The organism is Micromonospora sp. LZ37 (assembly GCF_059359015.1).
Genome location: NZ_JCADBL010000013.1, coordinates 61,388 through 86,726 on the forward strand (window position 1 = coordinate 61,388; position 25,339 = coordinate 86,726).

Genomic DNA, 25,339 nt, shown 5'->3' on the forward strand with positions numbered 1-25,339 from the left:
CCCGAGGCGTCGACCGGGGGTCCCTTCCGCCCGCGTCAGTCGCGTGCGCGGTTGACGGCGCTGGTCACCGCCTTGATGGAGGCGGTGACGATGTTCGCGTCGGTGCCGACGCCCCAGACGGTACGGCCGTCCACGTCGCACTCCACGTACGCGGCGGCCTGCGCGTCACCACCGGAGGAGAGCGCGTGCTCGTGGTAGTCGAGCACCCGTACCGCCACGCCCACCGACTGGAGCGCGTTGACGTACGCGTCGATCGGGCCGTTGCCGACCGCGTTGATCGGGCGCTGCTCCCCGCCCAGGCCCACCCGGGCCTCGATCTCGACCTTGCCGTCGACGGTGCCGATCGTGTAGCCGGCCAGCGTGAGGTCCGGGTCCACCTGGTGGTCGAGCAGGTAGTTCCGGGCGAAGATGTCCCACATGGTGCCCGGGTCGACCTCGCCGCCAGCGTGGTCGGTGACCTGCTGGACCACCCCGGAGAACTCGATCTGGAGGCGGCGCGGCAGGTCGAGCTGGTGCTCGGTCTTCATGATGTACGCGACGCCGCCCTTGCCGGACTGCGAGTTGACCCGGATGACCGCCTCGTAGGTGCGCCCCAGGTCCTTCGGGTCGATCGGCAGGTAGGGCACCGCCCAGGTGTGCTCGTCGACCGGCACCCCGGCCGCCGCCGCGTCGGCGGTCAGCGCGTCGAAGCCCTTCTTGATGGCGTCCTGGTGGGAGCCGGAGAAGGCGGTGTAGACGAGGTCGCCCGCGTACGGGTGCCGCTCGTGCACCGGTAGCTGGTTGCAGTACTCGACGGCGCGCTTGACCTCGTCGATGTTCGAGAAGTCGATCATCGGGTCGATGCCCTGGGAGAAGAGGTTCAGCCCCAGCGTCACCAGGTCGACGTTGCCGGTGCGCTCGCCGTTGCCGAAGAGGCAGCCCTCGATCCGGTCGGCGCCGGCCAGCAGGCCCAGCTCGGCGGCGGCCACCCCGGTGCCCCGGTCGTTGTGCGGGTGCAGGCTCAGCACCAGGCTGTCCCGCCGGGGCAGATGCCGGTGCATCCACTCGATCGAGTCGGCGTACACGTTCGGCATGGCCATCTCGACGGTGGCCGGCAGGTTGACGATCAGCTTGCGGTCCGGGGTCGGGTCGACCACCTCGATGACCTTGGCGCACACCTCCAGCGCGTACTCCAGCTCGGTGCCCGTGTACGACTCCGGCGAGTACTCGTAGTGGATGTCGGTGTCCGGGGTGTGGATCTCGGCGTACTTCCGGCAGAGCCGGGCGCCCTGCGTGGCGATGTCGGTGATCCCGTCGCGGTCCAGCCCGAAGACCACCCGCCGCTGGAGCGTCGAGGTGGAGTTGTAGAAGTGCACGATCGCCCGCCGGGCGCCGCGCAGCGACTCGAAGGTCCGGTCGATCAGGTGCTCCCGGCACTGGGTGAGCACCTGGATGGTGACGTCCTCCGGGATCAGGTCCTGCTCGATCAGCTGCCGGACGAAGTCGAAGTCGGTCTGGCTGGCCGAGGGGAAGCCGACCTCGATCTCCTTGTAGCCCATCTGCACCAGCAGCTGGAACATCCGGCGCTTGCGCTCCGGCGACATCGGGTCGATCAGGGCCTGGTTGCCGTCGCGCAGGTCGACCGCGCACCAGCGGGGCGCGGCCTCGACGTGCCGGGTGGGCCAGCTGCGGTCCGGCAGGTCGATTCGGAACTGCTGCTGGTACGGCTGGTAGCGCCGGAACGGCATGCGGCTGGGGCGCTGCCGGGCGATCGGATCGGTCTCGGCGTCGGTGACGGGTTGAGCCATGGCGGAGTGCTCCCGTGAGGTCATGTCGGGCGTCAGCAATCGGAAGGTGTCGGCGAGGTGTCTGGGCGACGGTGCCCGCGCGGTGCCGAGGGGAAGTTCGGATGTGCTGGACGGCGCGGTTCGACTCCGCGACGAGGTGCCGGCCGGTCAGGCCTCGTCGCGGCGACCAAGGAGAAGGTACGCCTGCCACATGACAAGGTCACCCTACGTGGTGAGACGGGGGGTGGGAAGGCAGGTCCGGACTATGGGATCGGAGTCGCAGCTTCCGGTGCCGGCCCCGGTCCCGGTTCGCGCGGGATCGGCCCGTCCCGGCGACGCAGCGACATGATCCGTTGCTGATCCCGTCCGTACAGGGACTCGTACCGGACCTCAATCTGGAGCCGGTGCCGGATGAGGTGCCAGAACCAGGCGTCGGCCTCCGGCCGGTACTCCGGCAGGTGGAAGAGGAAATCGTGGAAGCCGGCGGGTAGCACCTTGCGGTCCCGCAGCGTCAGGACCCTCGGACGGATCGGCAGTGATGCGCTGATCCGGTCGACCGCGAACTCCTCCCAGGTGCCGAGCTGTTCGCCGTCGAGTGTGACGGTGGTGCCGGTGACGACCGCGGGGCCGAGCCCGTGGTTGGACAGACGCATGCCGGTCTTCTCGTGAGGCTGCCACACGAATTCGAACTGGAGGACTGGTCGCACGGATTGGCGGTTGTGGCGTCGGGAGGCCCGAGCCTCGGTGATCGAGACGGCGAGCGAGGCCACCGCGATGCCGGTGGCGCAGACGGCGGTGATCGTGTTGGCGTCCATGGCACTCCGATGTCACCAGGTGCTCGACCGACGTCGCCCACCGTAGTGCCGCTCCGCAACGTCGGCGACGCTCGCCGGGCGGGCCGCCCACCGTGCCGGACCCCGTCGGGCGGGCGGCGGGCCGGCGCCGGTGGTCAGCGCAGCAGCAGCGCGGCGACCGGGCGTCGGCGGCGCAGCGCGGTCTCCCGGCGGCGCAGCTCCTCGGGCAGGTCGAACGGGTCGCCGAGCCGCCCGACGGCGGCCACCACCAGCGGGCGTACCTCCGGGGGGAGCTCCAGGTCGGCGGCGAGGGCGGCCCGGTCGAAGCCGGCCAGCTGATGTACGTGCAGGCCGAGCGCGGTGGCCTGCACGGTCAGGTGGGCCACCGCCTGCCCCAGGTCGTACGCGGCCCGTTCCTGGTTGCCGCCGGTGTGCGCCCCCACCACCAGCGCGGCGGCGTGCCGCGCCCAGCCCTGGTCGTACGCCGGCAGGCTGACCAGGATCCGCTTCCACGTCTCGTCGTCGCGGTGGCCGAGCGCGAACCGCCACGGCTGGGAGTTGCCGACGGACGGGGCCCAGCGGGCGGCCTCCAGCAGCGAGGCCGCCTCGTCGCCGGTCAACTCGGCGTCCGGGTCGAACGCCCGGGGGCTCCAGCGGAAGGCGAGCAGCGGGGTGAGGTCGGCCATGGGAAGAGAATCCCGTATGGGCGTTTCGCACCTTGGGAGGGGTGGGGCGAATGTGGGCAAGACCACCCGTAACGCCACGCCGAGTCAGGGCGTTCCCGCGCCCGGACCCCCGGACGGCTCGGCCGTGTCGGTGCCGGGCGAGACCGCGTCGGTGCCCGACGGGTCGACCGCGTCCCGACCCAGCGGCGCGGCCTGCACCACCGGGCCGGCCAGCGACACGGTCGCCGGCCCCGGGCCGGGCACCCCGGCCAGCGTGAGCGTGCCGAGCGCGGCCCGCACGAAGGTCGGCGTGCCGTCCCGCTCGTAGCAGTAGATGCCCACGTCCAGCGGGGGGCTCAGCGAGGCGGAGGTGGTCTCCACCGCGTAGCAGCTACCCGTCGCGCCGGGCGGCGGCACGGCGACCGAGACCGACAGCGCCGCCCGCCGGTCGGTGAGCACCTCCAGCCAGTCCGTGAACGGATGGTGCACCCGCGGGTCCAGCCGGCTCGGCAGGGAATCGTCGCGGTCGCCGAGGCGTACGCAGGTCGCCGGCTCCGGGCGGGCGGCCGAGGGCAGGCCGCACTGGAAGAGGCCGTCCCGGGTGGCGGCGAGCGAGACGTCGGCGCCGCCACCGAGCGCTCCGCCGGGCACGTCGACCCGCCAGCTGCCGTCGTCCGCGGTGGTCACCGTGATGTCCCGGGTGGTGCCGTCGGAGTCGGCGAGCGTGTAGCGGGCGGTCAGGTGACGGTCCCGGGCGGCCGCCGCCAGGGCGGCCAGCCCGTCCCGGGCGGCGTCCGACTCCGACGGCGCCGCGGCGGAGGCCGGGGTGGGGGCCGGGGTCTCCGGTTCCTCGTCGCCGCAGGCGGCGAGGAGCGCGGGAAGGAGCAGGAGCAGGGCGCCGGTCGACCGTCGCGGCGCGCGGAGGTGGGCATGCACCGGGTCATTCTGCTGCCCGCGAGGCCGCCGACGGGCCGGCGCCATCCGCCGCCCACCCGCGTGTCGCGCAGCCGCTGTCGACGCCCCCGATGGCGGAGAATCCCGCGCCGACGACGCTCGGCCGACCCGGCGGACCCGGGTCGGACCGGGGGTCCGCGCCGGATGGTGGGATCACCCGACCTGTCCTCGCGTACCGCCCGATACCCTGGACAGGTCTGACACGCGCCGCCGGACACCGGGCCCGGCGGCGTCGGCACGCTCAGGGTCGTCGCTGGGAGGGAGTGCGCCGTCGTGGCACTCGTGGTGCAGAAGTACGGCGGGTCCTCCGTCGCGAACGCCGAGCGGATCAAGCGGGTGGCCGAGCGCATCGTGGCCGCCCGCAAGGCCGGCGACGACGTGGTGGTGGTGGTCTCCGCGATGGGCGACACCACCGACGAGCTGCTCGACCTGGCCAACCAGGTCAGCCCGTTGCCGCCGGGTCGTGAGCTGGACATGCTGCTCACCGCCGGGGAGCGGATCTCCATGGCGCTGCTCGCCATGGCCATCCACAACCTGGGGTACGAGGCGCGCTCGTTCACCGGCTCGCAGGCCGGCGTGATCACCACCTCGGTGCACGGCCGGGCGCGGATCATCGACGTCACGCCGGGCCGGCTCAAGGGCGCGCTCGACGAGGGCGCGGTGGTGATCGTGGCCGGCTTCCAGGGCGTCTCGCAGGACACCAAGGACGTCACCACGCTCGGCCGGGGTGGCTCGGACACCACCGCGGTGGCGCTCGCCGCCGCGCTGCACGCCGACGTCTGCGAGATCTACACCGACGTGGACGGCATCTTCAGCGCCGACCCGCGGATCGTGCCGAACGCCCGGCACATCAAGCACATCACCTACGAGGAGATGCTGGAGCTGGCCGCCTGCGGCGCCAAGGTGCTGCACCTGCGCAGTGTCGAGTACGCCCGGCGCGCGGGGTTGCCGATCCACGTCCGTTCGTCATACTCGACCAACACCGGCACCATGGTCACCGGATCGATGGAGGACCTTCCTGTGGAACAGGCACTGATCACCGGGGTCGCCCACGACCGCAGCGAAGCCAAGATCACCATCGTCGGGGTGCCGGACGAGCCGGGCGCCGCGGCCCGCATCTTCGACACCGTGGCCGGTGCCGAGATCAACATCGACATGATCGTGCAGAACGTCTCCACCGAGGGCACCGGCCGCACGGACATCTCGTTCACGCTGCCCAAGACCGACGGCCCCACGGCGATGGCCGCGCTCAGCAAGATCCAGGAGACGGTCAAGTTCCGGGGCCTGCTCTACGACGACCACGTCGGCAAGGTCTCGCTGATCGGCGCCGGCATGCGGTCGCACCCCGGCGTCGCGGCCGGCTTCTTCGCCGCCCTCGGCGCGGCCGGGGTCAACATCGAGATGATCTCCACCTCGGAGATCCGGGTCTCGGTGGTCTGCCGGGACACCGACCTCGACAAGGCGGTCCGCGCCATTCACGACGCGTTCGAGCTGGGCGGCGACTCCGAAGCCGTGGTCTACGCGGGGACCGGGCGGTAGCGCCGATGACGGCGCTGCCCACCCTCGCCGTGGTCGGGGCGACCGGTGCCGTGGGCACCGTGATGTGCCAGCTGCTCTCCTCCCGACGCAACGTCTGGGGGGAGATCCGGCTGCTCGCCTCCGAGCGCTCGGCCGGGCGGAAGGTGCACTGCCGGGGTGAGGAGCTGACCGTCCAGCCGCTCACCCCGGAGGCCTTCGACGGGGTCGACGTCGCCATGTTCGACGTGCCGGACGAGGTCTCCGCGCAGTGGGCGCCGATCGCGGTCGCCCGGGGCGCGGTCGCGGTCGACAACTCCGGCGCCTTCCGGATGGACCGGGACGTCCCGCTGGTGGTGCCGGAGATCAACCCGGAGCAGGTACGCAACCGGCCCAAGGGCATCATCGCCAACGCCAACTGCACCACCCTCGCCATGATCGTGGCGATCGCCCCGCTGCACCGCGAGTACGGGCTGCGCGAGCTGGTCCTCGCCTCCTACCAGGCGGTCTCCGGCGCCGGCCAGGCCGGCGTGGACACCCTGCACACCCAGCTCACGAAGATCGCCGGTGACCGGGTGCTCGGCTCCCGCCCCGGCGACGTACGGCAGGCCGTCGGCGACGAGCTGGGCCCCTTCCCCGCACCGCTGGCGCTCAACGTCGTGCCGTGGGCCGGGTCGTTCGCCGACGGGGGCTGGTCCTCCGAGGAGATGAAGGTCCGCAACGAGTCCCGCAAGATCCTCGGGCTGCCCGACCTGAAGGTCTCCGCCACCTGCGTACGGGTGCCGGTGGTGACCGGCCACTCGGTGGCGGTGCACGCGGTCTTCGCCACCGAGGTGGACGCCGAGGGCGCCCGCGAGGCGCTGCGCAACGCCCCCGGGGTGATCCTGGTCGACGACGCGGCCGCCGGTGAGTTCCCGATGCCCATCGACGCGGTGGGCACCGACCCCTCCTGGGTCGGCCGCATCCGTCGCGCGCTCGACGACCCCCGGGCCCTCGACCTCTTCGTCACCGGCGACAACCTCCGCAAGGGCGCCGCCCTCAACACCGCCCAGATCGCCGAACTCCTCGCCAAGGAACTGACCCCCCGCTCCTGACCCCCTCACCCCACGCGTCGGGGTCAGGCGGCGGAGAGGTGGACGCCGTCGCGGCCCTGGCGTTTGACCCGGTAGAGGGCCTGGTCGGCGCGGCGGAGGGTCAGCTCGGGGGACTCGCCGGGGTGGGGGAGGGCCACGCCGACGCTGATGGTCCGGCCGGTCCGCCGCGCCGCCTCGGTCAACCGCTCCGCGACACCCACCGCCTCCTCGGGGCGGGTCACCTCGATCACCGCCACGAACTCGTCGCCGCCGATCCGGTACAGCTCGTCGCCGTGCCGCAGCGCCCCCTCCAGGGCGCGGGCCAGCCCGACCAGCAGCCGGTCGCCGGCCTGGTGGCCGTACGTGTCGTTGACGGTCTTGAAGCCGTCCACGTCGATCGCGAGCAGGGCGGTACGCCCCGGCGTGGCGGCCCGGATCCGCTGCCCGAACGGCCCGGTGTGCCGCAGCCCGGTGAGCGGGTCGGAGCTGGCCTGCTCGCGCAGCTGGGTCAGGGTGCGCAGCCGGTCCAGCGCGCCCCACGCCTGCCCGGCCAGCAGCTCCATCAGGTTGACCGTGGTCGGGTCGGGTCGCAGCAGCCGCTCGTCGGCCACCAGCAGCACCCCGCCGTCGTCCGGGCGGCCGACCGGCACCGACACCAGGGTGCGCACCCCCGCCCGGGCCAGCGGTAGGTAGTCGTCCGTCGGCGGGTGCCCCGCCTCGCCCAGCGTGTACGCCGACCCGTGCCGGTGGGCGCCGGCGATCATGCGGCCGAGCGGGCTCGCGCCGGCCTCGGTCAGCTCGGCCCGGATCCGGGACTCCAGCTCGCCGGTGGCGCCGGTCGGCTCGCTCACCCGCGGGCCCCGCCGGCCCGCCAGCACCAGCACGGCCGCGGAGAGGGTGGAGACGTCCCGGGCCGCGGTGATGGCGGCGGTCATCAGGTCCCACTCGGTGGGGGCGGAGGTCATCGCGGTGGCGTGCCGGAGCAGCTTCTCGCTGCGGCTCTCGGCCGGCGGCCCGCCGAGTGCCATGATCCGGGCGCCGAGCCGGGCGGCGAGCCGCTCGGCGGTGGCTCGCCAGGGCGCCAGCTCGACCGGTCCGCTCCACTGGAGGTCGAGCACCCCGACCGGCCGGCCCGCCGGGTCGAGCACCGGTACGCAGATCTCGGCGGTCACGTCGGGGCGTACCGGGAGGTGGTCGGGGTCGGCGGTGACGTCGGGGACGGTGGCGGCCTCGCCGGAGGCGTAGACCCGGCCGACGACGCCGGACTTCGGCGGCACCGTGGAGAAGACCTGCCAGGACCCGGTGGCCGCGACGCAGCGCAGCCGGTCGTGCGCCTGGAGCAGGACGGAGATCGTCGCCGGGGTGTACCGGGCGAGGGCGGTCACGGTCCACTGGCACGCCTCGATCGCGCTCGACGCCATCGGCAGGCGGACCGTGACGTCCCGGACGACTCGCTCGTGATCCACGTTCTTCCAGGTGGGGAGGGCCCGGACGGGCGCCGGGGCTGGGAGCAAGCGTACTCAGCCGGCGGCGGTCCGCCCACGGTCAAGATCACCGGCTGTTCGTACGCATGTGCCATCCACAGGCTGTGGACAGGGGCTGTGGGGCTGCGGGACGGGCCACGCCGGGGAGCCTGCCGGGGTTAGCGTGAGGGTCCCGGTCGCAGTGGAGGAGCCATGCTCGTCGCCCAACTGACTGACCCGCACGTCACCACCGGCGCGCTCGCCGCCGTGCCCGCGGCCGGCCTGCACCGCGCGCTGGGCCGGGTGCTGGCGCTGCGCCCCCGCCCGGACTGCGTGGTGATCACGGGCGACCTGGTCGAGCAGGGCCGCCCCGACGAGTACGCGGCGCTGCGCGAGGTGCTCGGGCGGTACCCGCTGCCGGTGCACCTGGCCGCCGGCAACCACGACGACCGGGAGTCGCTGCTGGACGCCTTCGGCGGCACGCCGTGCCTCGGTGGCGGCTTCTCCGCGTACTACCACGTCGACCACCCGGAGGTGACGGTCGTAATGCTGGACTCGTCGACCCCCGGCGAGGACGGCGGCCGCCTCGGTGAGGAGCAGCTCGGCTGGCTCGACGGGGTGCTCGGCGGCCGTACCGAGGTGCCCGCCCTGGTCTGCCTGCACCACCCGCCGGTCGCCGTCGGCGTCCCGGCCGCCGACGCCATCCGGCTCGCCGACGGCGACGCGCTCGCCGAGGTCATCCGCCGGCACCCCCACGTGGTACGAGTCGCCGCCGGCCACCTGCACCGCCCGGTGACCACCGCGTACGCCGGCACGGTGCTCACCGTCGCGCCGAGCACCTGGCGGCAGGCGTCGCTGACGATGAGCGCCGACGACCAGATCGGTTGGGTGGACGAGCCGACCGCCTTCCTGCTGCACGCGATCGACGGCGACGGCTGCGTCACGCACACCGTCCAGGTCAGCCACGCCGCCGGGCAGACCTGCGGCTACTGAGCCGCACCGGTGGAACTGCTCCTGCTTCGCGGCTGCCCCCGGCCGAGCCACCGGTCGTCGGTCGTCCGCGGACCGGCGTGGACCGGCCGACGCGCCGGCCGGTCGGGCGGCGGTCGTCGGCGAAAGGGTCATCGCCGGCCCGACGACCGCCCGGCCCATGATCACCCTCCGGTTCGGACAGTCGACCCTCACGGATTTGTTTGCCGACGCAGAGGTTTCACAGTCCACGATTGCCCCGCGACATCGATAGCCTCGGCCCACTCGTGGCCGACCCCCGGGTCGGCCCACCACATGTGGGGAACGCATGAAGCAGAAGCTCATCGGTTACGCGGCGACGCTCGCCGCCGTCCTCGGCGGCACGGTCGCTGTCGCCACGCCGGCGCAGGCGGCCACCCCGGCCATCCAGATCACCAAGGTCTACTACAACTCGCCGGGCACCGACAACCGCTCCAACAGCAGCCTCAACGCCGAGTACGTCAAGCTCACCAACCGGCGCAGCACCACCATCAACCTCAAGTCCTGGACGCTGCGCGACAAGTCGAGCCACGTGTACAAGTTCGCCACCGACTTCCGCCTGGCCTCCGGCGCCAGCGTCTACATCCACACCGGCAAGGGCACCAACACCTCCACCCACCGGTACTGGGGCTCCGGCGCGTACATCTGGAACAACACCGGTGACACCGCCTACCTGCGCAACTCCGCCGGTACGGCGATCGACTCCTGCTCCTGGGGCAGCAGCGGCAGCTACACCTACTGCTGATCCGCGCGGGCCGGCACGGGCCCGCGTGACCCACGCTGAGACGGCCGGCACCCGCGTGAGCGGGAGCCGGCATTCGACCGACCGCCCCGGGCAGCCGGCGGCTCCTCCGCACCGGGAGCCGCCGGCCCGCCCGGGGCGGTCGTCCGCCTCACGGACCGCCGAGCCGTCGCCCGCCCGGATGCGAGAACCGGCGACGGCGGTCAGCTCCGCAGGAAGCGGCGCAGCTCGACGGCGAGCAGCTCGGCGGGCACCTCGTGGAAACCACCCGCCAGGCTCACCCGCCGGGCACCCGGGACCGCCTCGGCGGTGGCCCCCGCCGCGTCGCGCAGCCAGTCCGGGCTGCCGTTGCTCTCCACCACGACGGTCGGCACGCCGATGCCGGCGAGCAGCTCCGCGGGGAGCGTCCCGTCGCCGGTGACGGTGGCGTCGTGGACCAGGGACGGAGCCATCAGCTCCAGCCACGACCACATCGGTTGCTCGCGCATGCCGCGTACCTGGTCGGCGGGGATGCCCACCGCGTCGAGCAGGAAGCACTCGACGGCGTCGCCCCGCCGGCCCGCCGCCACCAGCTCGGCCAGCCGGGGTGCGAGCGCCGGGCCCGACCCGGCACGCGGCCCGACCCGGAACGGCGGTTCGAAGAGGGCCAGCCCGGCGACCGGCAGCCCGGCGGCGGTCGCCAGGGCGGCCAGGATCGCGCCGGAGGAGACCCCGTACAGGTACGCCGTGCCGCCGGCCGCCTCGATCAGGGCCGCCAGGTCCTCGATCTCCCGACGCACCGCGTACGGGGCGGTGTCGCCGCTGTCGCCCCGGCCGCGCCGGTCGTACCCGAACACGGTGAAGTCACCCGCCAGCGCGGCGGCCACCGCCCGGGTGGTCGACCGGTCGTTGAACGCGCCGCCCACCAGCACCATCGCCGGCCCCTCGCCGCTGCGCTCGTACGCGATGGTGGTGCCGTCGGCGGAGCGCACCGTGCCCACCGCCGGGGTCGTGTCGGTCATCCGCGGGTCCTCTCCTCGTCGTGTCGTCCTCCATCCTGGTCGGTGCCGCCGACAGGAATTCGACGCACGCCGGACCGCTTCCACCACCCGTCATGTCGCCAATGGTCCGAACGTCCGTCCCGGGTCACCTCACGTATCCGCAGGTCTGTCGACTTCCCCGGTCGACCGGGGTGGCCGGAGGTGAGAGGCTGACAGCCGACGGGAGCGGCGACCCCCGACCGCCGCCATCCGCGAACGACCCCTGTCACGGCACGGATCAGGGTCGCTCGGGCGAACCATCGCCCGGGGGAGCGTCCAACGCCGAACCTCACAAGGAGTTCCATGTCCGTCCCCGGGATGCGTCGCGCCGCCATCGGCCTGACCGCACTCGCCGCGGCCGCGCTGAGCACGGTCGCCGTCCACCCGAGCCAGGCCGACGCCGGCCCCAAGCCGGTCGACGTCAAGCTGCTCGCCCTCAACGACTTCCACGGCAACCTCGAGCCGCCGACCGGTTCCAGCGGCACCATCGCCGGCCAGTTCGCCGGCGGCGCCGAGTACCTCGCCACCCAGCTCGCCGCGCTGCGCGGCACCACGGAGGAGGAGCAGGAGCGCACCATCACGGTCGCGGCCGGCGACCTGATCGGCGCCTCCCCGCTGCTCTCCGCCGCCTTCCACGACGAGCCGACCATCGAGTCGCTCACCCTGGCCGGGCTGGACTTCGCCAGCGTCGGCAACCACGAGTTCGACGAGGGCGCCGACGAGCTGCTCCGCATCCAGAACGGCGGCTGCCACCCGGTCGACGGCTGCGCGGACGGCACCCCGTACGCGGGCGCCGGCTTCCAGTACCTCTCCGCGAACGCCTTCAAGACCGCGACCGGCGAGCCGCTGCTGCCGCCGTACGGGGTGAAGAAGGTCGCCGGCGTCAAGGTCGGCTTCATCGGGATGACCCTGGAGGGCACCCCGCAGATCGTCAGCCAGGAGGGCGTCGCCGGCCTCACCTTCAGCGACGAGGCCGAGACCGCCAACCGGTACGCCCGCATCCTGCGCGCCCAGGGCGTGGAGACCATCGTCGTGCTGCTGCACGAGGGTGGCCAGCAGGACGCCACCGGCGGCATCAACGACTGCGCCGGCTTCACCGGCCCGGTCGTCGACATCGCCAACCGGATGGACCCGGCCATCGACGTGGTGGTCAGCGGGCACACCCACCAGGCGTACAACTGCGAGATCAACGGCAAGCTGGTCACCAGCGCCAGCTCCTTCGGCCGCCTGGTCACCGACATCGACCTCCAGATCGACCGGAAGACCGGCGACGTGCTGACCGCCCGGGCCAACAACGTCGTGGTCACCCGGACCGTCGCGAGGGACCCGGCGCAGACCGAGCTGATCACCCGGTACAAGACGGCGCTCGGCCCGGTCGCCACCAAGGTCGTCGGCCAGACCGCCGAGCCGCTCAACCGCGTCCAGGAGACCCTCTTCGGTACGGCGAAGGGCGAGTCCCCGCTCGGCAACGTGATCGCCGACGCGCAGCTCGCCGCGACCGACGACGAGCAGGGCGCGCTCGGCGCGTTCATGAACCCCGGTGGTGTCCGCGCCGACCTCGACGCCGGCCCGGTCACCTACGAGGAGGCGTTCACGGTCCAGCCGTTCGCCAACAACCTGGTGACGCTCGACCTCACCGGGGCGCAGCTCTACTGCGTGCTGGAGCAGCAGTTCGTGGTGGGCCGCACGCTCTACCCGTCCTCGTCGGTCCGCTACACGGTCGACGTGAACGGCGTCACCGGCACCACCACCGACCCGTGCGCGGGCAGCCGGGTCGTCCGGGGCAGCCTCAGCCTCGGCGGCGTGGCGGTCGCCGAGGGCGCCACCTACCGGGTCACGGTGAACAACTTCCTGGCCGGCGGCGGGGACGGCTTCACCGTCCTCAAGGGTGGCACGAACCAGGTCACCGGCATGATCGACCTGGACGCGTTCGTGGCGTACCTGACCGCGTCCTCGCCGGTCTCCGCGCCGGCCCTGGACCGCATCCGCACCACCGCCGAGACCCCCGCCGCCTGACGGCAGGACTCCCGCGCGAACGGGCCCCGGAGCGACCGCTCCGGGGCCCGTTCCGTACCCGCCGTTCCCGCCATCCCGCCGCCCGCTTCCGCTCGCCCCGGCCGTCGAGATCGTGCTCGATCCCGGTTGTAGTGGCCTCCGACGTGCTCCGAACCCACTACATCCAGGATCGAGCACGATCATGGCCGCGAGCCTGGTCCTTGCCGGCGTGGGATGCGGGCGTCGGATGCGGGCCCGGGCGGGGGCGGGTCAGGCGGGGGTGGGGGCGGTGATCGGGTCGTCGGCGGTACGGACCCGTCCGTCCTGCACGGCGGTGAGGAGTGGGCGCAGGGAGAGGGCGATGACGGAGGCGACCAGGCAGCCGCCCACCACGACCGCCACCCAGATCCGGCCGTCGGCGGCGCCGATCAGCGGGCCGGCGGTCACCGGACCGATCACCCCGCTGATCCCGAAGATCATGGAGCTCATCGCGTTGTACCGGCCGCGCAGCTCGTCGGTGGCGAGCGCGTTGGTCAGCGCCGGCATCACCGGCGACAGCATCGTCTCGCCGAACCCGAAGATCGCCGCGCAGGTCACCACGCCGAGCGCCGCCGCCAGCGCGTTCTCCGGGCCGATCAGTCCGGCCGCGCCGAGGACCAGCCAGGCGGCCGCGAAGACCACACCGACCAGGGCGAGCGCCCCGGTCCGGCTGCGCCCCTCGATCCGCCGGATCATCAGCAGCTGGGAGAGCACGATCATCACCGTGTTGGCGGCCAGCGCCGAGGCGACCACCCGCGGGGTCACCTCGGCCACCCGGACGGCGTACGCGGTGAAGCCGACCTCGATCTGGGCGTACCCGCAGGTGGTGAGGACCAGGCCGAAGATCACCAGGCGGCGGAACGGCCGGTCCCGCAGCACGGTCAGGTAGCCGCCGGAGCCGGCTCCGCCCGCCCCACCGGCGGTGCTGAGCCGGTGCCCGACGTGCGGCAGGGTGAGCAGGATGAGCGCCGGCATCAGGTAGCTGACCGCGTCGAGCAGGTAGATCAGCTCGAAGGTGACCGGCCGGCTGATGTCCACGATGGCGCCCGAGGTCAGGCCGCCGATCCCGATGCCGAGGTTGAGCAGGGCGAAGTTCAGGCCGTACACCCGTTGCCGCTCGTCGTCGGCGGTCAGCGACGCGAGGATGGTGTTCTGCCCGGACCAGATCGCGGAGCTGCCGATCGCGATCAGGGTGGCCACCACGAACGCCGAGGCGGTCGAGTCGACCAGGGCGAGCGAGCCGGTCCCGACCGCCTCGACCAGCAGGCAGGGCAGGACGATCCGGCGCGCGCCGAACCGGTCGATCAGCGTGCCGCCCAGCGGCGACAGCGCCAGGGTCACCGCGCCGTACCAGCCGATGACCAGGCCGGCGCGGGGATCGGAGAGGCCCCGGACGTCGGTCAGGTAGATGAAGAGGAACGGCAGGGTGAGGCCGCGACCGATCGCCGACAGGAGGGTGCCGAGGAGGATCCGTCGGGCTTCCGGGCGGCGGGGGAGGGATCGGCGCAGCATGCGGGGATTCTGCTGGCCGGGTACGACGATCCGCGAGCGGTTTACCGCCCCACGGGGTGCCTGGGTGGTCAGGTCTACGGCCACCGCCTGCGTGTCGGGGTGCTCTGCCATGCTGGGCCGGTGACCGTGACCTGGCGACACCTCCCCGCGCCCGCCCGCGAGATCGCGGTGGCGGCCACCGACGCCGTCCACGCCGCCCGGGCCCGCGACGGCGAGGCGTACGAGGCGGCGGTCGACCGGCTCGGCGGCGCCGAGCGGGCCGGCCTGGTCCTCGGCGTGGTGGTCCGGCTGCTGCTGGAGGAGACCCACCCGGACGGGCTGGACGGCGACGACGTCCGGCAGGTGCTCGAACGCTGCGTCCGCGCCGCGGTCCCGTGGCGGCCCGACGTCGACCCGCACGTGGTGCTGGTCCTGCTCGCCGGGGCGCTCGGCGTCTACGACCCGGGCGACGACGACTCCCCACCCGACCCGGCGGCGGTCGCCCGGCACGCCCCACTGCTCGTGGCCGACCTGCTGGCGGCGGCGGACCGGCCGCTCGACGGTTACCTGCACGCCGCGTTCGCCGAGATCGAGCGGACCGAGCGGCACGACTGACGCGAAATCTGCCGCGTCGGGTCAACCTCGTGGGCCTCCGCGTTGTCTTGGTTGGCGGACTGACCGGGAGGGCAGATGCGGGATTCACGGGGCGCGGAGTTCGACGACTTCGTCCGGACACGATCGGTGACCCTGTTACGGGTCGCCTACCTCTTGACCGGTGACCGGAACGCGGCGGAGGACCTGCTCCAGGAGGTGCTGGAGCAGGTGTACGTGCGGTGGCGCCGGGTGCACACCACCCCGGAGGCGTACGCCCGCAAGGCGCTGGTCAACCGGGCGGCCAACCGGTGGCGCCGACGTGCCCGCCGGCCCGAGCGAGCCCTGGCCGAACACGACGGGGTACGGCAGGACCACGCCGACGACGTGGCGATCCGCGAGGGGATGGTCGCGGCGCTGCGCACCCTGCCGCCCCGGCAGCGCGCCACGGTCGTGCTCCGGTACCTGGAGGACCTCTCCGTCACCGACGTCGCCGCGGCCCTCGGCTGCTCGGAGGGCGCGGTGAAGAGCAACACCTCGCGCGGACTGGCCCGCCTGCGGGAGTCCCTGGCCGGTTCCGGTCTCGTCCTGTCCTCCTCCGCCGTTCCCAGGAGCCCGCGATGACCATGAGCGACAGTGACGTCCGTGCCGCCCTGCACCGCGCGACGGATCAGCTGACCACCCCGCCGGACCTCCTGCCCGCCGTACGCCGGGGTGGGCGCCGCCGGTTGGCGCGCCGCCGGGCGTTCCTGGCCGTCGCTCTGGCGGCCGTGGTGGCGGTGCCGGTCGGCGGGGCGCTGCGCCTGGCCGAACGGGGCGAGCCGGTCGAGGTCGCCTCGCCGCTGCTGGACGAGCCGACCCGCGGCGACCTGGCCGGCGACCAGGGATACCTGCGGCAGGTCCGGGAGGCGTGGCGACGTCACCTGAGCCGCGGGGAAGCCGGGGCGATGCGGGGCGAGCCGCACGTGGTGTGGGCGGGGAACACGCCCGCCGGTCCGGCCGCCTACGTCGCCCAGCGCACCCGGACCGAATCGGTCGTCAGCGAGCCGGGGGGCGACCGCAACTTCGCCGCGGCGGCCTTCGTCGAACCCACCGCGGAGGGGCCGAAGGTGTTGACGGTGGAATCGGTCACCACGGCCGGCACCGACGGCAACTCCCAGGCGGTCCTGCTCGGCGCCGAGCGGGACGTGCTGGTGGTCCTCGACTTCGGCGAACCGGTGGTGTTCTCGCCGCGGCTGAGCTACACCGCCGAGGGCCGGGTCGAACGGGACTTCCGGCCGGTGCCGTTCCGGGACGGTGCGGCCGTGCTGTCGGTGCCGCCGCAGCGCGGGAAGATCACCGTCGCGCTGTCCCGGACGCCGGTGAGCGCGCTGAACATGGTCCACATCGCAAACAGCTCGGCCATCCTCTTTCCCACCAGCGAGGGCGGCGGGAGTCCTGAGCCGAAGCGGCTCACGTTCACGCTGCCGGGAGCGGAACGGGCGTGGGGCGGTGACCCCGCCACGGCGGCGGAGCCCACCAACCAGGGGGAGAACCCGCTCACCCCGTACGTCGACGTGGCCGGCAACCACGCTGGCGGTGGTTCCCCCCTGCTCACCGTCTACGGGGCCACCCCGGACGGGCGGCGGCTGCGGATGGAGACCATCCAGTACGACGACGACCCGGCCCGGGTGGTCGCGACGCTCGCCCCCGCCGAGAGTCCCTTCATAGCGGTGGCCAGTGGGTTCGTCGACTGGAACGCGCCCCTGCCGGTGCGTCTGCGGCTGCCTGACGGGCAGGGCGTCCTGGTCGCCGCCGAGGGCGCGACGTTCAGTTACCGGACCGGCGCCGGCGGATGGCGTGCCGCCGGCCGCGACGCGGCCCTGCTGCCCGCCGCGGCGACCGAGGTGCGGATCATCGGGGCCCGCGGCACCACCACCGTGCCGCTGACCGGCTGACCCGCCCGAGCCGGCGACGCCTCCGTCCACCGGGCCGGTGGACGGAGGCGTGCGGGTCAGGGGCTGGCGGCGAGGAAGACGAACGCGGCCAGCAGCACCAGGTGCACTCCGCCCTGGAGCACCGTGGCCCGGCCGGGGACGACGGTGAGCACGCCCACCACGGCGGTCAGCGCCAACAGGGCCAGTTGGGTGCCGCCCAGGCCGAGCAGCAGCGGTCCGTCCAGCCAGATCGAGGCGATGGCGATGGCCGGGATGGTGAGGCCGATGCTGGCCATGGCGGAACCGAGCGCCAGGTTGAGGCTGATCTGCACCCGGTCGCGGCGGGCCGCGCGGGCCGCCGCGAGGGTCTCGGGAAGGAGCACCAGCAACGCGATGACGACACCGACGAAGGCCTGCGGGAGGTTCGCGGCGGCCACCCCGGCCTCGATGGTCGGGGAGACGGTCTTGGCCAGGCCCACGACGGCGACCAGTGCGACGAGGAGCAGGGCGAGGCTGACCAGCGCCGTGCGCGTCGGCGGCGGGTCGGCGTGGCCGTCGCCGTCGGCGTCGACCACGCTGCCGTCGCTGGTCACCGGGAGGAAGTAGTCCCGGTGGCGGCCCGTCTGCACCAGGACGAAGAGCCCGTAGAGGGCGAGCGACGCCACCGCGGCGAAGGCCAGTTGGGCGGGGGAGAACTCCGGGCCGGGCCGGCTGGTGGTGAAGTTCGGCACCACCAGGCTGAGCGTCGCGAGGGTGGCCACCGTGGCCAGCGCACCGCCGGTGCCCTCCGGGTTGAAGACCGCCACCCGACGCCGGAGCGCGCCGAGCAGCAGGGACAACCCGAGGATCCCGTTGCAGGTGATCATGACGGCGGCGAAGACGGTGTCCCGGGCCAGCGCCTGGGCCTTCTCGCCACCGCTGATCATCAGGCTGACGATCAGCGCCACCTCGATCACCGTGACCGCCACCGCGAGCACCAGCGAGCCGTACGGTTCACCGACCCTGTGGGCCACCACCTCGGCGTGGTGGACGGCCGCCAGCACCGCCCCGGCCAGGAAGGCGGCCGCCACCGCCACCACCACCCCCGGCAGGTCGCGCCCCCAGGTCAGAACGAGCAGCACGACAGCGAGGACGGGGACGGCGAGCGTCCAGTCGGTCAGGCGGGTTCGGGTGAGCGCGGCCATGTCCCAACCCTGCCAGGCGCGCCGACCGGCCGCTCACGGGTAGCGACCCGACCACTGTCAGCGATCAGGCTTCGCGTCGGGCCGACATCGCGCCGTTCCGATTGAGCCGCCCGCACGGGGGTACGGAATTCCTTGGACGAGGACGGCTCTCTCCCGAGTGGAGGGAGGATTCGACCGAACGAGGAGGAATGCCATGACCACCGTGGTGGAAAAGTCGATCGAAGTGGACGTCCCGGTCAGCACCGCCTACAACCAGTGGACGCAGTTCGAGGAGTTCCCCCGGTTCATGGGTGGCGTCGAGGAGGTCCGCCAGCTCGACGACAAGCGCATGCACTGGGTCGCCCAGATCGCCGGCGTCAAGCGCGAGTGGGACGCCACCGTGCTGGAGCAGGTGCCGGACGAGAAGGTCGCCTGGGCGGCGACCGAGGGCGCGACCAACGCCGGCGCGGTCTACTTCCAGCCCGTCGGCGCCGGCCGGACGATGGTCCGGCTGCACCTGGAGTACGAGCCGGAGGGCCTGGTCGAGAAGGCCGGCGACAAGCTCAACATCGTCGAGAAGCAGGCCGAGTCGGACCTGGAGAAGTTCAAGAGCTACATCGAGTCGCGGGGCGCCGAGAGCGGCGCGTGGCGCGGCTCCGTCGGTGAGGGACACGGCGTCGGCACGCCGGGCGTCGCCCACGCCGCGTCGTCGAAGGGCGACAGCGGCAAGGCGGGCGTCTCCGGCACCGCGGTGGCGGCGGGTGCCGCCGTCGCGGGTGCGGCGGCGGCCGCCGCGGCGGCCGCGGCGAAGCACCGCTCCGGCAGCGACGAGGACGACCGTACGACCACCGGCACCGAGTCGGACTACGTGGTGACCGAGATCGACGTGGTGCCCGAGCCGGGTACGACCACGTATCCCGGTGGCCCGGTGAGCGAGCCGAACCGCCCGCTCTGACGTACCTCCGCGGGGCCCGGCGGACCGACCACCCGGTCGGACCGTCGGGCCCTTCGCGGTGTCGCGGGCCCCAGCGGCCCCGCACCGGGGCCGGGTGGCGGCGGGGGACGGCTCGTCTAGACGCGGATGGCGGGGGAAAATGCCGCCACCGCGGGGACGTGACGGTGGCGGTGGGAACCGCTCAGGCCGATCGAAGGTCAGCGCGGACTGCGGACCCTTCCGCGGCGCATCGAGTTCACGTTCGTCACGGACGTCGACTCCGAACCCCTGCTCGACGTCGCGGGCACCTGGTGGCACGCCCACGAGTGCCTGTCCCCGCCCGCCGCCGCGGCCTTCCCCGACGACTGGCCACCAGAACAGGCCGACGCCTGACCTGCCGACCGGGCGATCCCTCAGGGGGCCCAACGGGCACGCAGGACGCCGTCCGGGTCGGGCAGGACGGCTTTCAGCAGCGGGTGACATTCGTCCACGAGCGTGGAGAGGACCGCGGCGGCACGGGCGTCGGCCAACCGGTTGCGAAGCGCAGGATGGTCCGTCTCGTCGACGCGTCGCCAGTTGAGCCGACCGCTGTGGTCCTGCCAGACGACCTCGCTCTGGCCCTCGTCGGGCAGGTGCGCCAGGACGGCGTCGACGTCGGCGTCGAGGTCGGGCCAGACCAGTAGCCGCGCCCGGGGAGCCATCCGGGCCCGGACGGCAGCCACGTCGCTGGTGGTGACGCGGTGCCAGCGAGCGGCGTTGTACACGTGCCCCTCTTCGAGAAGCACGGCGCCGCGCGCCGCGGCGGCAGCGGCGACGTCGTCCCAGAAACCGCTGTCAGCCGGCCGGCGGCCCGCGTCGCCCTCGGCGAGCACCGGATCGTACGGCGACCGGGTGATTGGTTCCGCGAACAGCCCGTACCGGTGGGCGAGGGCGATCGCCCGCTCGCCCGGGTCGGTGCCGCCGACGTACACGTACTGGTCCCAGCCGACGTGGATGAAGAAGCGGTCTCCGGCTTCGAGGCGGCACCAACCAGGGCCACCGCGCAACATGAGGCGTACGAGATCCAAGCCGACCGCCAGGGGCACCTGCGCGCCGTCGTGGTAGCCGATCAGATCCGGCCCGAACAGCACCGCGAGCATGCCGTCGTGCTCGTCGCCGTCCAGCCCCACCGGTGCCGCCGCCTCGGGTTCCCGGATCGCCAGCCCGGTGACCTGGTTGTCTTCCGCGAAGGCGGCGACAGCCGCCAGGTGAGCGGCCTCAACCGGACCGTGGTCGCTGTCGGTGTCCTCAGCACCGATGTAGTGCCCACGTTCGTCCCGGTCGGCGGGGTCGTACTTCGACACTCGGAAGACGTGGGGCAGGGGCCCGGGATCGTCGACCGTCACCGGACACCCGCCACCGGGGCGAGCCCGAGCGTGGCGGCGTCGGGGTGAGGACGGCGATCCGCCCTCGCTCCGGTGGGACCACGTCGCGGCATCAGCCGCGCCGTCCGATCCAGACTGCCCGCACCACGGCCACAGGCTATCCGTGCCGGCGGTGTCCCACCTGCCCCGCGTCCGGTCCGACGCACCCGCCGCGATGGCCGGGTGCGAATTGTCAGATGCGCGCCTCCCACCTCTCGGACTGGTCCTTCTTCACCAGGTCCTCGACGAACTGTGGGATCACGTTGCGGAATTTGCCCTCGTCCGAGGGGACGATCTTCACCATCGCGTCGATGATCTCGGTCGGGTCCAGGCGGCCTTCCGGAGTCCGGAGCATGCTGTCGAACACGGCGCGCAGCTCCGCCCGCTTCGTGAAGTTCTTCGAGTCGTCGAGCCAGCGAAAGGGCGTATCGGCCATGGTCTCGTTGTATCCGGTGAAGTACGCGCCCGGATTGATCGTCTGAACCTTGATGCCGAACGGCGCCAGCTCGTGGCTCAGTGACTCGGCGATCCCCTCGAGGGCATGCTTCGCCGCGGTGTAGGCCGAGTAGCCCGGGGGAGTGAACAAGCCGCCCATCGACGAGGTGAAGACGATCTTGGCGGTCTTCTCCTCGGTGACCCACCGCTTCACGAAGCCCTGCGTCAGGGTCAGCGGCTTGAACACTATGGTTTCAAAAGTGCGCCTGACCAGGTCCAGCGGCATTTCCGAGATCGGGCCGCACTCTCCGATGGCAGCGTTGTTGTGCAGGACGTCGATGTCCCAGGTGTGGGCGTAGGCGATGTCGTAAGGATCGTGCAGGTCGAGTTTCTCGACCCGCAGGTTCTTCAGGTTGAGTTCTTCGACCTTCCCGCGCAGTTGGGCGACCTGCGGGGATATCTGGGCGGTCGCGATGACGTTGTGCCCCGCCCTGGCGAGCCCGATCGCCGCGCCCTCTCCGAAGCCGGACCCGGCACCGGTGATGAGGATGGTCCTGCTGCTCATGACTTTCGCTGCCCCCTGGCGCGCCGGCTGCATGCCGACGCCCGACCCCGGACTCGGCGACCCCCGCAAAGGGGTGGTTCACCCGCCCCGAGGGCGGCCGCATCATGCTATCGGCCCAATCACGCATACCGGCAGATATCAGTCAGTTGCCTATGAATTTCAAGTGGCGCTGGACCACCGGGCGGTGGATCCTGCTCGGATGAACCAGGAGCAGGCGCAGGTGTTGAACCGTGGCACCAACTGCGCCGTCGTGCAGCTCGCGGGCAGGGCGTTTCCCGGCCTCCACTTACAGGGCGACACGTTCGCCGCCCTTTCGACGCAGCTCGCGGACGCGGCTCGCGCACTTCGCCAGGACCCCGCCGACGGCGAGGCTCTCGACGACCTGGATCACGCCACCCGAGAAATGGCGGCCTTCCTCGGCTTCTACGAAGCGACGCTCGCGGAGCGAGGGATTCGGCGGCCGTACTGACCCGAGCTGTCGCGCAAGCCCCGGTGCTGCGCCAGGGCGCGGCGGCCATGGATGAGAACGAGATCACCCGGGACATGACGAAGGGCCAGGCGAGATCGGCTAGCCCGGATCGATGGCGGGCGGGATGGCCTACCGCAACCACCCACGAACCTGGACCCGCCGACGGAGCCCCGGCCATCGTGGAGCCGGAGCGCCATCGCCGGAGGCGCACTAACCGCAACCCCGCGACCGCCGCCAGCTCGCTGACGCCGCCGGCGTCCGCTCCCCTACGCCGCGCGGGCTCGTGGCCGCGCGGCCCGGCCGGCTGCCGGCCCACCACCACCCGGTCAACGGCCTGTTGTGCTGCGGCGGGCCACCGGGATTCCCGCTGTCCGCGCCAGCCGCCGGGCGTGTTGCGTGGCCGGAGTCGGAGCGCCAGCGGAGCGACGGACTCGCGCCCAGGCGGCGGCGCGTGCGGCCCGTTCAGGGCAGCCTTGAAGACGTACAGAAACCTGAACACATCGCCGGCAGCCGGGTGTCGTACTTCGCTTGATGCGTTACGTCGTTGGCTTCACTTGATGCGTGACACGATGCCCTGGCTCGTTGGCTACCCGCTGTCGCGGGGCGGCCGGAGAGGCTGGCGCATCCGCTTCTGCCGAGTCGAGTACGTCGTCGCAGCGGCGGCAGGGATGATCGTGGCCTTGATTGCTCAGCGAGCTGTCGCGCGCAACGCCTCTTCGTACTGGACGCGATCGAAGGCAATCTCTCGCAGCTCGCGGTAGTCCCAGTCGCGATGCCCCGTGCGGTAGCCAGACCAGGTAACCGTGTCCTCAGCCACCCTAACGATCGCGGTGAACGGCCAGCAGCCCCAGTCACCGCAGCCGCAGCCGAGTAGGACGGTGTCGCCATCGCCGAACCAGCTGAGGACTGGGTTACCCAGGTAGTGCCGGCTCGGCCAGCGCACCTCGTCCTTCGGTAGGCCCACGTAGCTGCCCGCGAGGTCGGGCTTTCCCTCACCGCGCGAGAAGGGCAGCTCAGCCTTGCGCACCAGGTCGGGCAAAGGCACGCCATTCAGGTGCGGGACGAGCGTCGGGAACACCCCACCGACGCCGAAATCCTGCTCGATGGTGCGGAACTCGATCCCTTCCATGCCGCCAGGCTAAGCCGTCTTTGGCGACGAGGTCATCCCGGTCCCTGCGTCATCTTTTCCCACAATCACCCCCTCCGCGGATGATGCACTTTTCTGCCGCGGAGCGTAAGCGACGCAGCGTCGGTCGTCTGCGCGTCCGACAACGGATATGCTAATGAGACGCGTCGATCGCGACGTGGCCCGGTTCAAGGAGCTGTTCCGGCGAGCGCTCACCGTGAATTCGAGCAGCGCCCCTGCGCGGTACCTCGCCAAGCAATACCGAAGGATCCGCCGCAACAGCATGGCGGTCGCGGTATGGCTTGCGGCCACCCCGGCCGCGGTCGCGCTGCTGGTTCACTGGTTCGCCGTTGACGACGCGTCGAGCGACGCTGGCTGGATCATGTGGCCTGGTCTTGTCTCCATGGCCATCGGCTTTCTCAGCCTCCTGGTCGCGAGGTCGGCCCGTACCGCGCCGCTGATGCTCACACTGCCCCAGGTGTCCATCGCGATGGGCGTCGCCGGAGTCATCGCGGCAGGTGCGGGGTACGCCGGCACCCACGCCGTCCGAGCCGCAGCCGCCCTCGGCTTGGCCTCGGTCGCGGTGTCGGGTTTCTTCTGGTTCTACCTGCTTCGCCCCGTACGGTACGGCGGCGTGCCGGAAGAGCCCACGACCGGACGTGGATCGTCTAGCCGGAAGGGTCACACACGTCCCGAGACTGGGCTGTCACGCAAATCCTGAGACCATCATCCGGTCCTGCTCATCGACGAAGAGCGCACCCGCCGCCACCTTGGGGGTGGCCTGCGGACGTGCGTCCTTGGCTTGGGCTGGTCACATCCTCGGACTCTACGGATCTCGGACGGTGTGCCGATCAACGACGTGGCGAAGGTGACGGGTCACGAGCAGGCGTCTACGACCTTGGACCGCTACCCGCACTCGACGCGTGACCGGGATCGCAGGTTGCTCGCGTCGTTCGCTGCCTTCTCGCTGCCTCCGGAGGAGCAGTGATCGGCGGAAACGAATCAAGGCCCCTCCGTGGAGGGGCCTTGACCTTCACTTACCTCTGGTCGGGGTGGCCGGATTCGAACCGACGACCTCTTCGTCCCGAACGAAGCGCGCTACCAAGCTGCGCCACACCCCGAGGCGTGCCGACAAATAGTAGCCCACCCGGTCCGATGGTCAAACTCGGTACCCCCCGGCGCGGCCCGGCCGCCCCGCCCCGGCCTGAATCGTCAACGTCATCAGCTCCAGAGCAGCCGGGCGGCACATCCGGGCCCGGCCGCCGGGTGGATGAGTCACCCCGTCGGCGACGCCGGGCTCAGCGGGGGATGAGGGTCAGCACGCTCGCCTCGGGTGGGCAGGCGAACCGCACCGGCGCGGTCGGGTGCGTGCCGAGCCCGGCGGAGACGTGCAGCCAGGAGTCCGAGCCGGGCCAGCGGTGCAACCCCCTGGCCATGGAGCGGGGCAGCCCGCAGTTGGTCACCAGCGCCCCGTAGCCGGGTACGCAGACCTGACCGCCGTGGGTGTGCCCGGCGAGCAGCAGGCCGAAGCCGTCGGCGGCCATCTGGTCCAGCAGGGCCGGTTCCGGCGAGTGCGCGAGCGCGATGGCCAGGTCCGCCGAGGCGGCGACCGGGCCGGCGACACTGCCGTAGTCGTCCCGTTCGATGTGCGGGTCGTCCACGCCGACCAGCTCCACCTCGCGGCCGCCGGCCTTGACCGAGGTACGCGCGTTGTTCAGGTCGACCCAGCCGGCCCCGGTGAAGACCTCGCGCAGCTCCTCGTACGGCAGCGCGACGCCCTCGGTGTACTCCCGGTCGGACAGGAAGTAGGTGAACGGGTTCTTCCACACCGGGCCGGTGTAGTCGTTGGAGCCGAAGACGAAGGCGCCCGGGTAGCCGAGCAGCGGTTGCAGCGCCCGCAGCACGCCCGGGACGGCGTCGGGGTGGGCCATGTTGTCCCCGGTGACCACCACCAGGTCCGGGTCGAGGGCGGCCAGCGACGCCACCCAGTCCTGCTTGCGCCGCTGGTTGGGCATCATGTGCAGGTCCGACAGGTGCAGCACGCGCAGCGGCTCCGCGTCGGCCGGCAGCACCGGCACGTCGTACCGGCGCAGGGTGAACATGTTGCGTTCGACGAGGGACGCGTACGCCAGGGTGGCCGCGCCCGCGGCGACGGTGCCGGCGCCGAGTCGGAATAGTGTGCGCTTTCGCATGCCGTTCAGGGTAGTTTGACC

The 25,339-nt window shown here is 72.4% G+C and carries 22 protein-coding genes, 1 tRNA gene and 1 pseudogene; 11 read left to right on the forward strand and 13 right to left on the reverse strand.

The window, feature by feature from the left end; translation table 11 throughout:
• Positions 1-35: 35 nt before the first annotated feature.
• The 4 genes from leuA to AC5L3Z_RS24155 all read right to left on the reverse strand — a co-directional run bounded on the left by leuA (position 36) and on the right by AC5L3Z_RS24155 (position 4,161).
• Positions 36-1,787 (reverse strand): 2-isopropylmalate synthase, encoded by a 1,752-nt coding sequence (leuA, locus tag AC5L3Z_RS24140; protein ID WP_494845224.1) that lies wholly within the window; start codon positions 1,785-1,787, stop codon positions 36-38.
• A gap of 242 nt (positions 1,788-2,029) precedes the next feature.
• On the reverse strand, positions 2,030-2,581 hold the full coding sequence (locus AC5L3Z_RS24145) for a hypothetical protein (RefSeq protein ID WP_494845225.1): 552 nt from the start codon (positions 2,579-2,581) through the stop codon (positions 2,030-2,032).
• 134 nt (positions 2,582-2,715) lie between these two features.
• Positions 2,716-3,246, reverse strand: a complete 531-nt coding sequence (locus AC5L3Z_RS24150; protein WP_494845227.1) for a nitroreductase family protein — start codon at positions 3,244-3,246, stop codon at positions 2,716-2,718.
• 84 nt (positions 3,247-3,330) lie between these two features.
• Positions 3,331-4,161, reverse strand: coding sequence for a hypothetical protein (locus tag AC5L3Z_RS24155; protein ID WP_494845228.1), 831 nt, complete (start codon positions 4,159-4,161; stop codon positions 3,331-3,333).
• 291 nt (positions 4,162-4,452) lie between these two features.
• Between AC5L3Z_RS24155 and AC5L3Z_RS24160 the strand changes: the two genes are divergently transcribed.
• Positions 4,453-5,718: an aspartate kinase gene (locus tag AC5L3Z_RS24160; RefSeq protein ID WP_494845229.1), complete on the forward strand. Its 1,266-nt coding sequence runs from the start codon at positions 4,453-4,455 to the stop codon at positions 5,716-5,718.
• Between the two features lie 5 nt (positions 5,719-5,723).
• Positions 5,724-6,788 carry an aspartate-semialdehyde dehydrogenase gene (locus tag AC5L3Z_RS24165; RefSeq protein WP_494845231.1) on the forward strand — a complete coding sequence of 355 codons (1,065 nt, stop codon included), beginning with the start codon at positions 5,724-5,726 and terminating at the stop codon, positions 6,786-6,788.
• Between the two features lie 23 nt (positions 6,789-6,811).
• Here AC5L3Z_RS24165 and AC5L3Z_RS24170 read toward each other — a convergent pair whose 3' ends face one another.
• Entirely contained in the window at positions 6,812-8,188 is a 1,377-nt protein-coding gene (locus tag AC5L3Z_RS24170; protein WP_494845412.1) for a sensor domain-containing diguanylate cyclase, read from the reverse strand.
• A gap of 255 nt (positions 8,189-8,443) precedes the next feature.
• Between AC5L3Z_RS24170 and AC5L3Z_RS24175 the strand changes: the two genes are divergently transcribed.
• Positions 8,444-9,223 carry a phosphodiesterase gene (locus AC5L3Z_RS24175; RefSeq protein ID WP_494845232.1) on the forward strand — a complete coding sequence of 260 codons (780 nt, stop codon included), beginning with the start codon at positions 8,444-8,446 and terminating at the stop codon, positions 9,221-9,223.
• Positions 9,224-9,527: 304 nt separating this feature from the next.
• Entirely contained in the window at positions 9,528-9,983 is a 456-nt protein-coding gene (locus AC5L3Z_RS24180) for a lamin tail domain-containing protein (protein ID WP_334531747.1), read from the forward strand.
• 200 nt (positions 9,984-10,183) lie between these two features.
• Here AC5L3Z_RS24180 and AC5L3Z_RS24185 read toward each other — a convergent pair whose 3' ends face one another.
• A complete protein-coding gene (locus tag AC5L3Z_RS24185) occupies positions 10,184-10,981 on the reverse strand; it encodes an alpha/beta fold hydrolase (RefSeq protein WP_494845234.1) in 798 nt (265 codons plus the stop codon).
• 321 nt (positions 10,982-11,302) lie between these two features.
• On the opposite strand from AC5L3Z_RS24185, the gene AC5L3Z_RS24190 reads away from it, so the two are divergent.
• Positions 11,303-13,015, forward strand: a complete 1,713-nt coding sequence (locus AC5L3Z_RS24190) for a bifunctional metallophosphatase/5'-nucleotidase (RefSeq protein ID WP_494845236.1) — start codon at positions 11,303-11,305, stop codon at positions 13,013-13,015.
• A 249-nt stretch (positions 13,016-13,264) separates the two neighbouring features.
• Here AC5L3Z_RS24190 and AC5L3Z_RS24195 read toward each other — a convergent pair whose 3' ends face one another.
• The gene (locus tag AC5L3Z_RS24195; RefSeq protein WP_494845237.1) at positions 13,265-14,545 is read right to left on the reverse strand and encodes an MFS transporter; all 1,281 of its coding nucleotides are present in this window, start codon (positions 14,543-14,545) and stop codon (positions 13,265-13,267) included.
• Between the two features lie 120 nt (positions 14,546-14,665).
• On the opposite strand from AC5L3Z_RS24195, the gene AC5L3Z_RS24200 reads away from it, so the two are divergent.
• The 3 genes from AC5L3Z_RS24200 (at position 14,666) to AC5L3Z_RS24210 (ending at position 17,052) form a co-directional block, all read left to right on the forward strand.
• Complete coding sequence (locus AC5L3Z_RS24200) at positions 14,666-15,139, forward strand: hypothetical protein (protein ID WP_494845239.1); 474 nt, start codon at positions 14,666-14,668, stop codon at positions 15,137-15,139.
• Between the two features lie 75 nt (positions 15,140-15,214).
• Positions 15,215-15,739 carry a SigE family RNA polymerase sigma factor gene (locus AC5L3Z_RS24205; protein WP_494845240.1) on the forward strand — a complete coding sequence of 175 codons (525 nt, stop codon included), beginning with the start codon at positions 15,215-15,217 and terminating at the stop codon, positions 15,737-15,739.
• The gene (locus AC5L3Z_RS24210; protein ID WP_494845241.1) at positions 15,736-17,052 is read left to right on the forward strand and encodes a hypothetical protein; all 1,317 of its coding nucleotides are present in this window, start codon (positions 15,736-15,738) and stop codon (positions 17,050-17,052) included. The genes AC5L3Z_RS24205 and AC5L3Z_RS24210 overlap by 4 nt, the downstream gene beginning before the upstream one ends.
• A 56-nt stretch (positions 17,053-17,108) precedes the next feature.
• Here AC5L3Z_RS24210 and AC5L3Z_RS24215 read toward each other — a convergent pair whose 3' ends face one another.
• Positions 17,109-18,215 carry a calcium:cation antiporter gene (locus AC5L3Z_RS24215; RefSeq protein WP_494845243.1) on the reverse strand — a complete coding sequence of 369 codons (1,107 nt, stop codon included), beginning with the start codon at positions 18,213-18,215 and terminating at the stop codon, positions 17,109-17,111.
• A gap of 193 nt (positions 18,216-18,408) precedes the next feature.
• Here AC5L3Z_RS24215 and AC5L3Z_RS24220 point away from each other — a divergent pair.
• A pseudogene (locus AC5L3Z_RS24220) lies at positions 18,409-18,855 on the forward strand (SRPBCC family protein); the annotation flags it as partial.
• Positions 18,856-19,541: 686 nt separating this feature from the next.
• On the opposite strand, the gene AC5L3Z_RS24225 reads toward AC5L3Z_RS24220, so the two are convergent.
• The gene (locus AC5L3Z_RS24225) at positions 19,542-20,513 is read right to left on the reverse strand and encodes a hypothetical protein (RefSeq protein ID WP_494845244.1); all 972 of its coding nucleotides are present in this window, start codon (positions 20,511-20,513) and stop codon (positions 19,542-19,544) included.
• A 211-nt stretch (positions 20,514-20,724) separates the two neighbouring features.
• Positions 20,725-21,531, reverse strand: a complete 807-nt coding sequence (locus tag AC5L3Z_RS24230; protein WP_494845246.1) for an SDR family oxidoreductase — start codon at positions 21,529-21,531, stop codon at positions 20,725-20,727.
• A gap of 199 nt (positions 21,532-21,730) precedes the next feature.
• Between AC5L3Z_RS24230 and AC5L3Z_RS24235 the strand changes: the two genes are divergently transcribed.
• The gene (locus AC5L3Z_RS24235; RefSeq protein ID WP_494845247.1) at positions 21,731-22,000 is read left to right on the forward strand and encodes a DUF6959 family protein; all 270 of its coding nucleotides are present in this window, start codon (positions 21,731-21,733) and stop codon (positions 21,998-22,000) included.
• Between the two features lie 688 nt (positions 22,001-22,688).
• Here the strand turns inward: AC5L3Z_RS24235 and AC5L3Z_RS24240 are convergent.
• Positions 22,689-23,129 carry a hypothetical protein gene (locus tag AC5L3Z_RS24240; RefSeq protein WP_494845248.1) on the reverse strand — a complete coding sequence of 147 codons (441 nt, stop codon included), beginning with the start codon at positions 23,127-23,129 and terminating at the stop codon, positions 22,689-22,691.
• Between the two features lie 154 nt (positions 23,130-23,283).
• On the opposite strand from AC5L3Z_RS24240, the gene AC5L3Z_RS24245 reads away from it, so the two are divergent.
• Complete coding sequence (locus tag AC5L3Z_RS24245) at positions 23,284-23,847, forward strand: hypothetical protein (protein ID WP_494845250.1); 564 nt, start codon at positions 23,284-23,286, stop codon at positions 23,845-23,847.
• A gap of 323 nt (positions 23,848-24,170) precedes the next feature.
• On the opposite strand, the gene AC5L3Z_RS24250 is transcribed toward AC5L3Z_RS24245, so the two are convergent.
• Positions 24,171-24,247 (reverse strand) — tRNA-Pro (locus AC5L3Z_RS24250).
• A 177-nt stretch (positions 24,248-24,424) separates the two neighbouring features.
• Positions 24,425-25,318: a metallophosphoesterase gene (locus AC5L3Z_RS24255; protein ID WP_494845251.1), complete on the reverse strand. Its 894-nt coding sequence runs from the start codon at positions 25,316-25,318 to the stop codon at positions 24,425-24,427.
• Between the last annotated feature and the right edge of the window lie 21 nt (positions 25,319-25,339).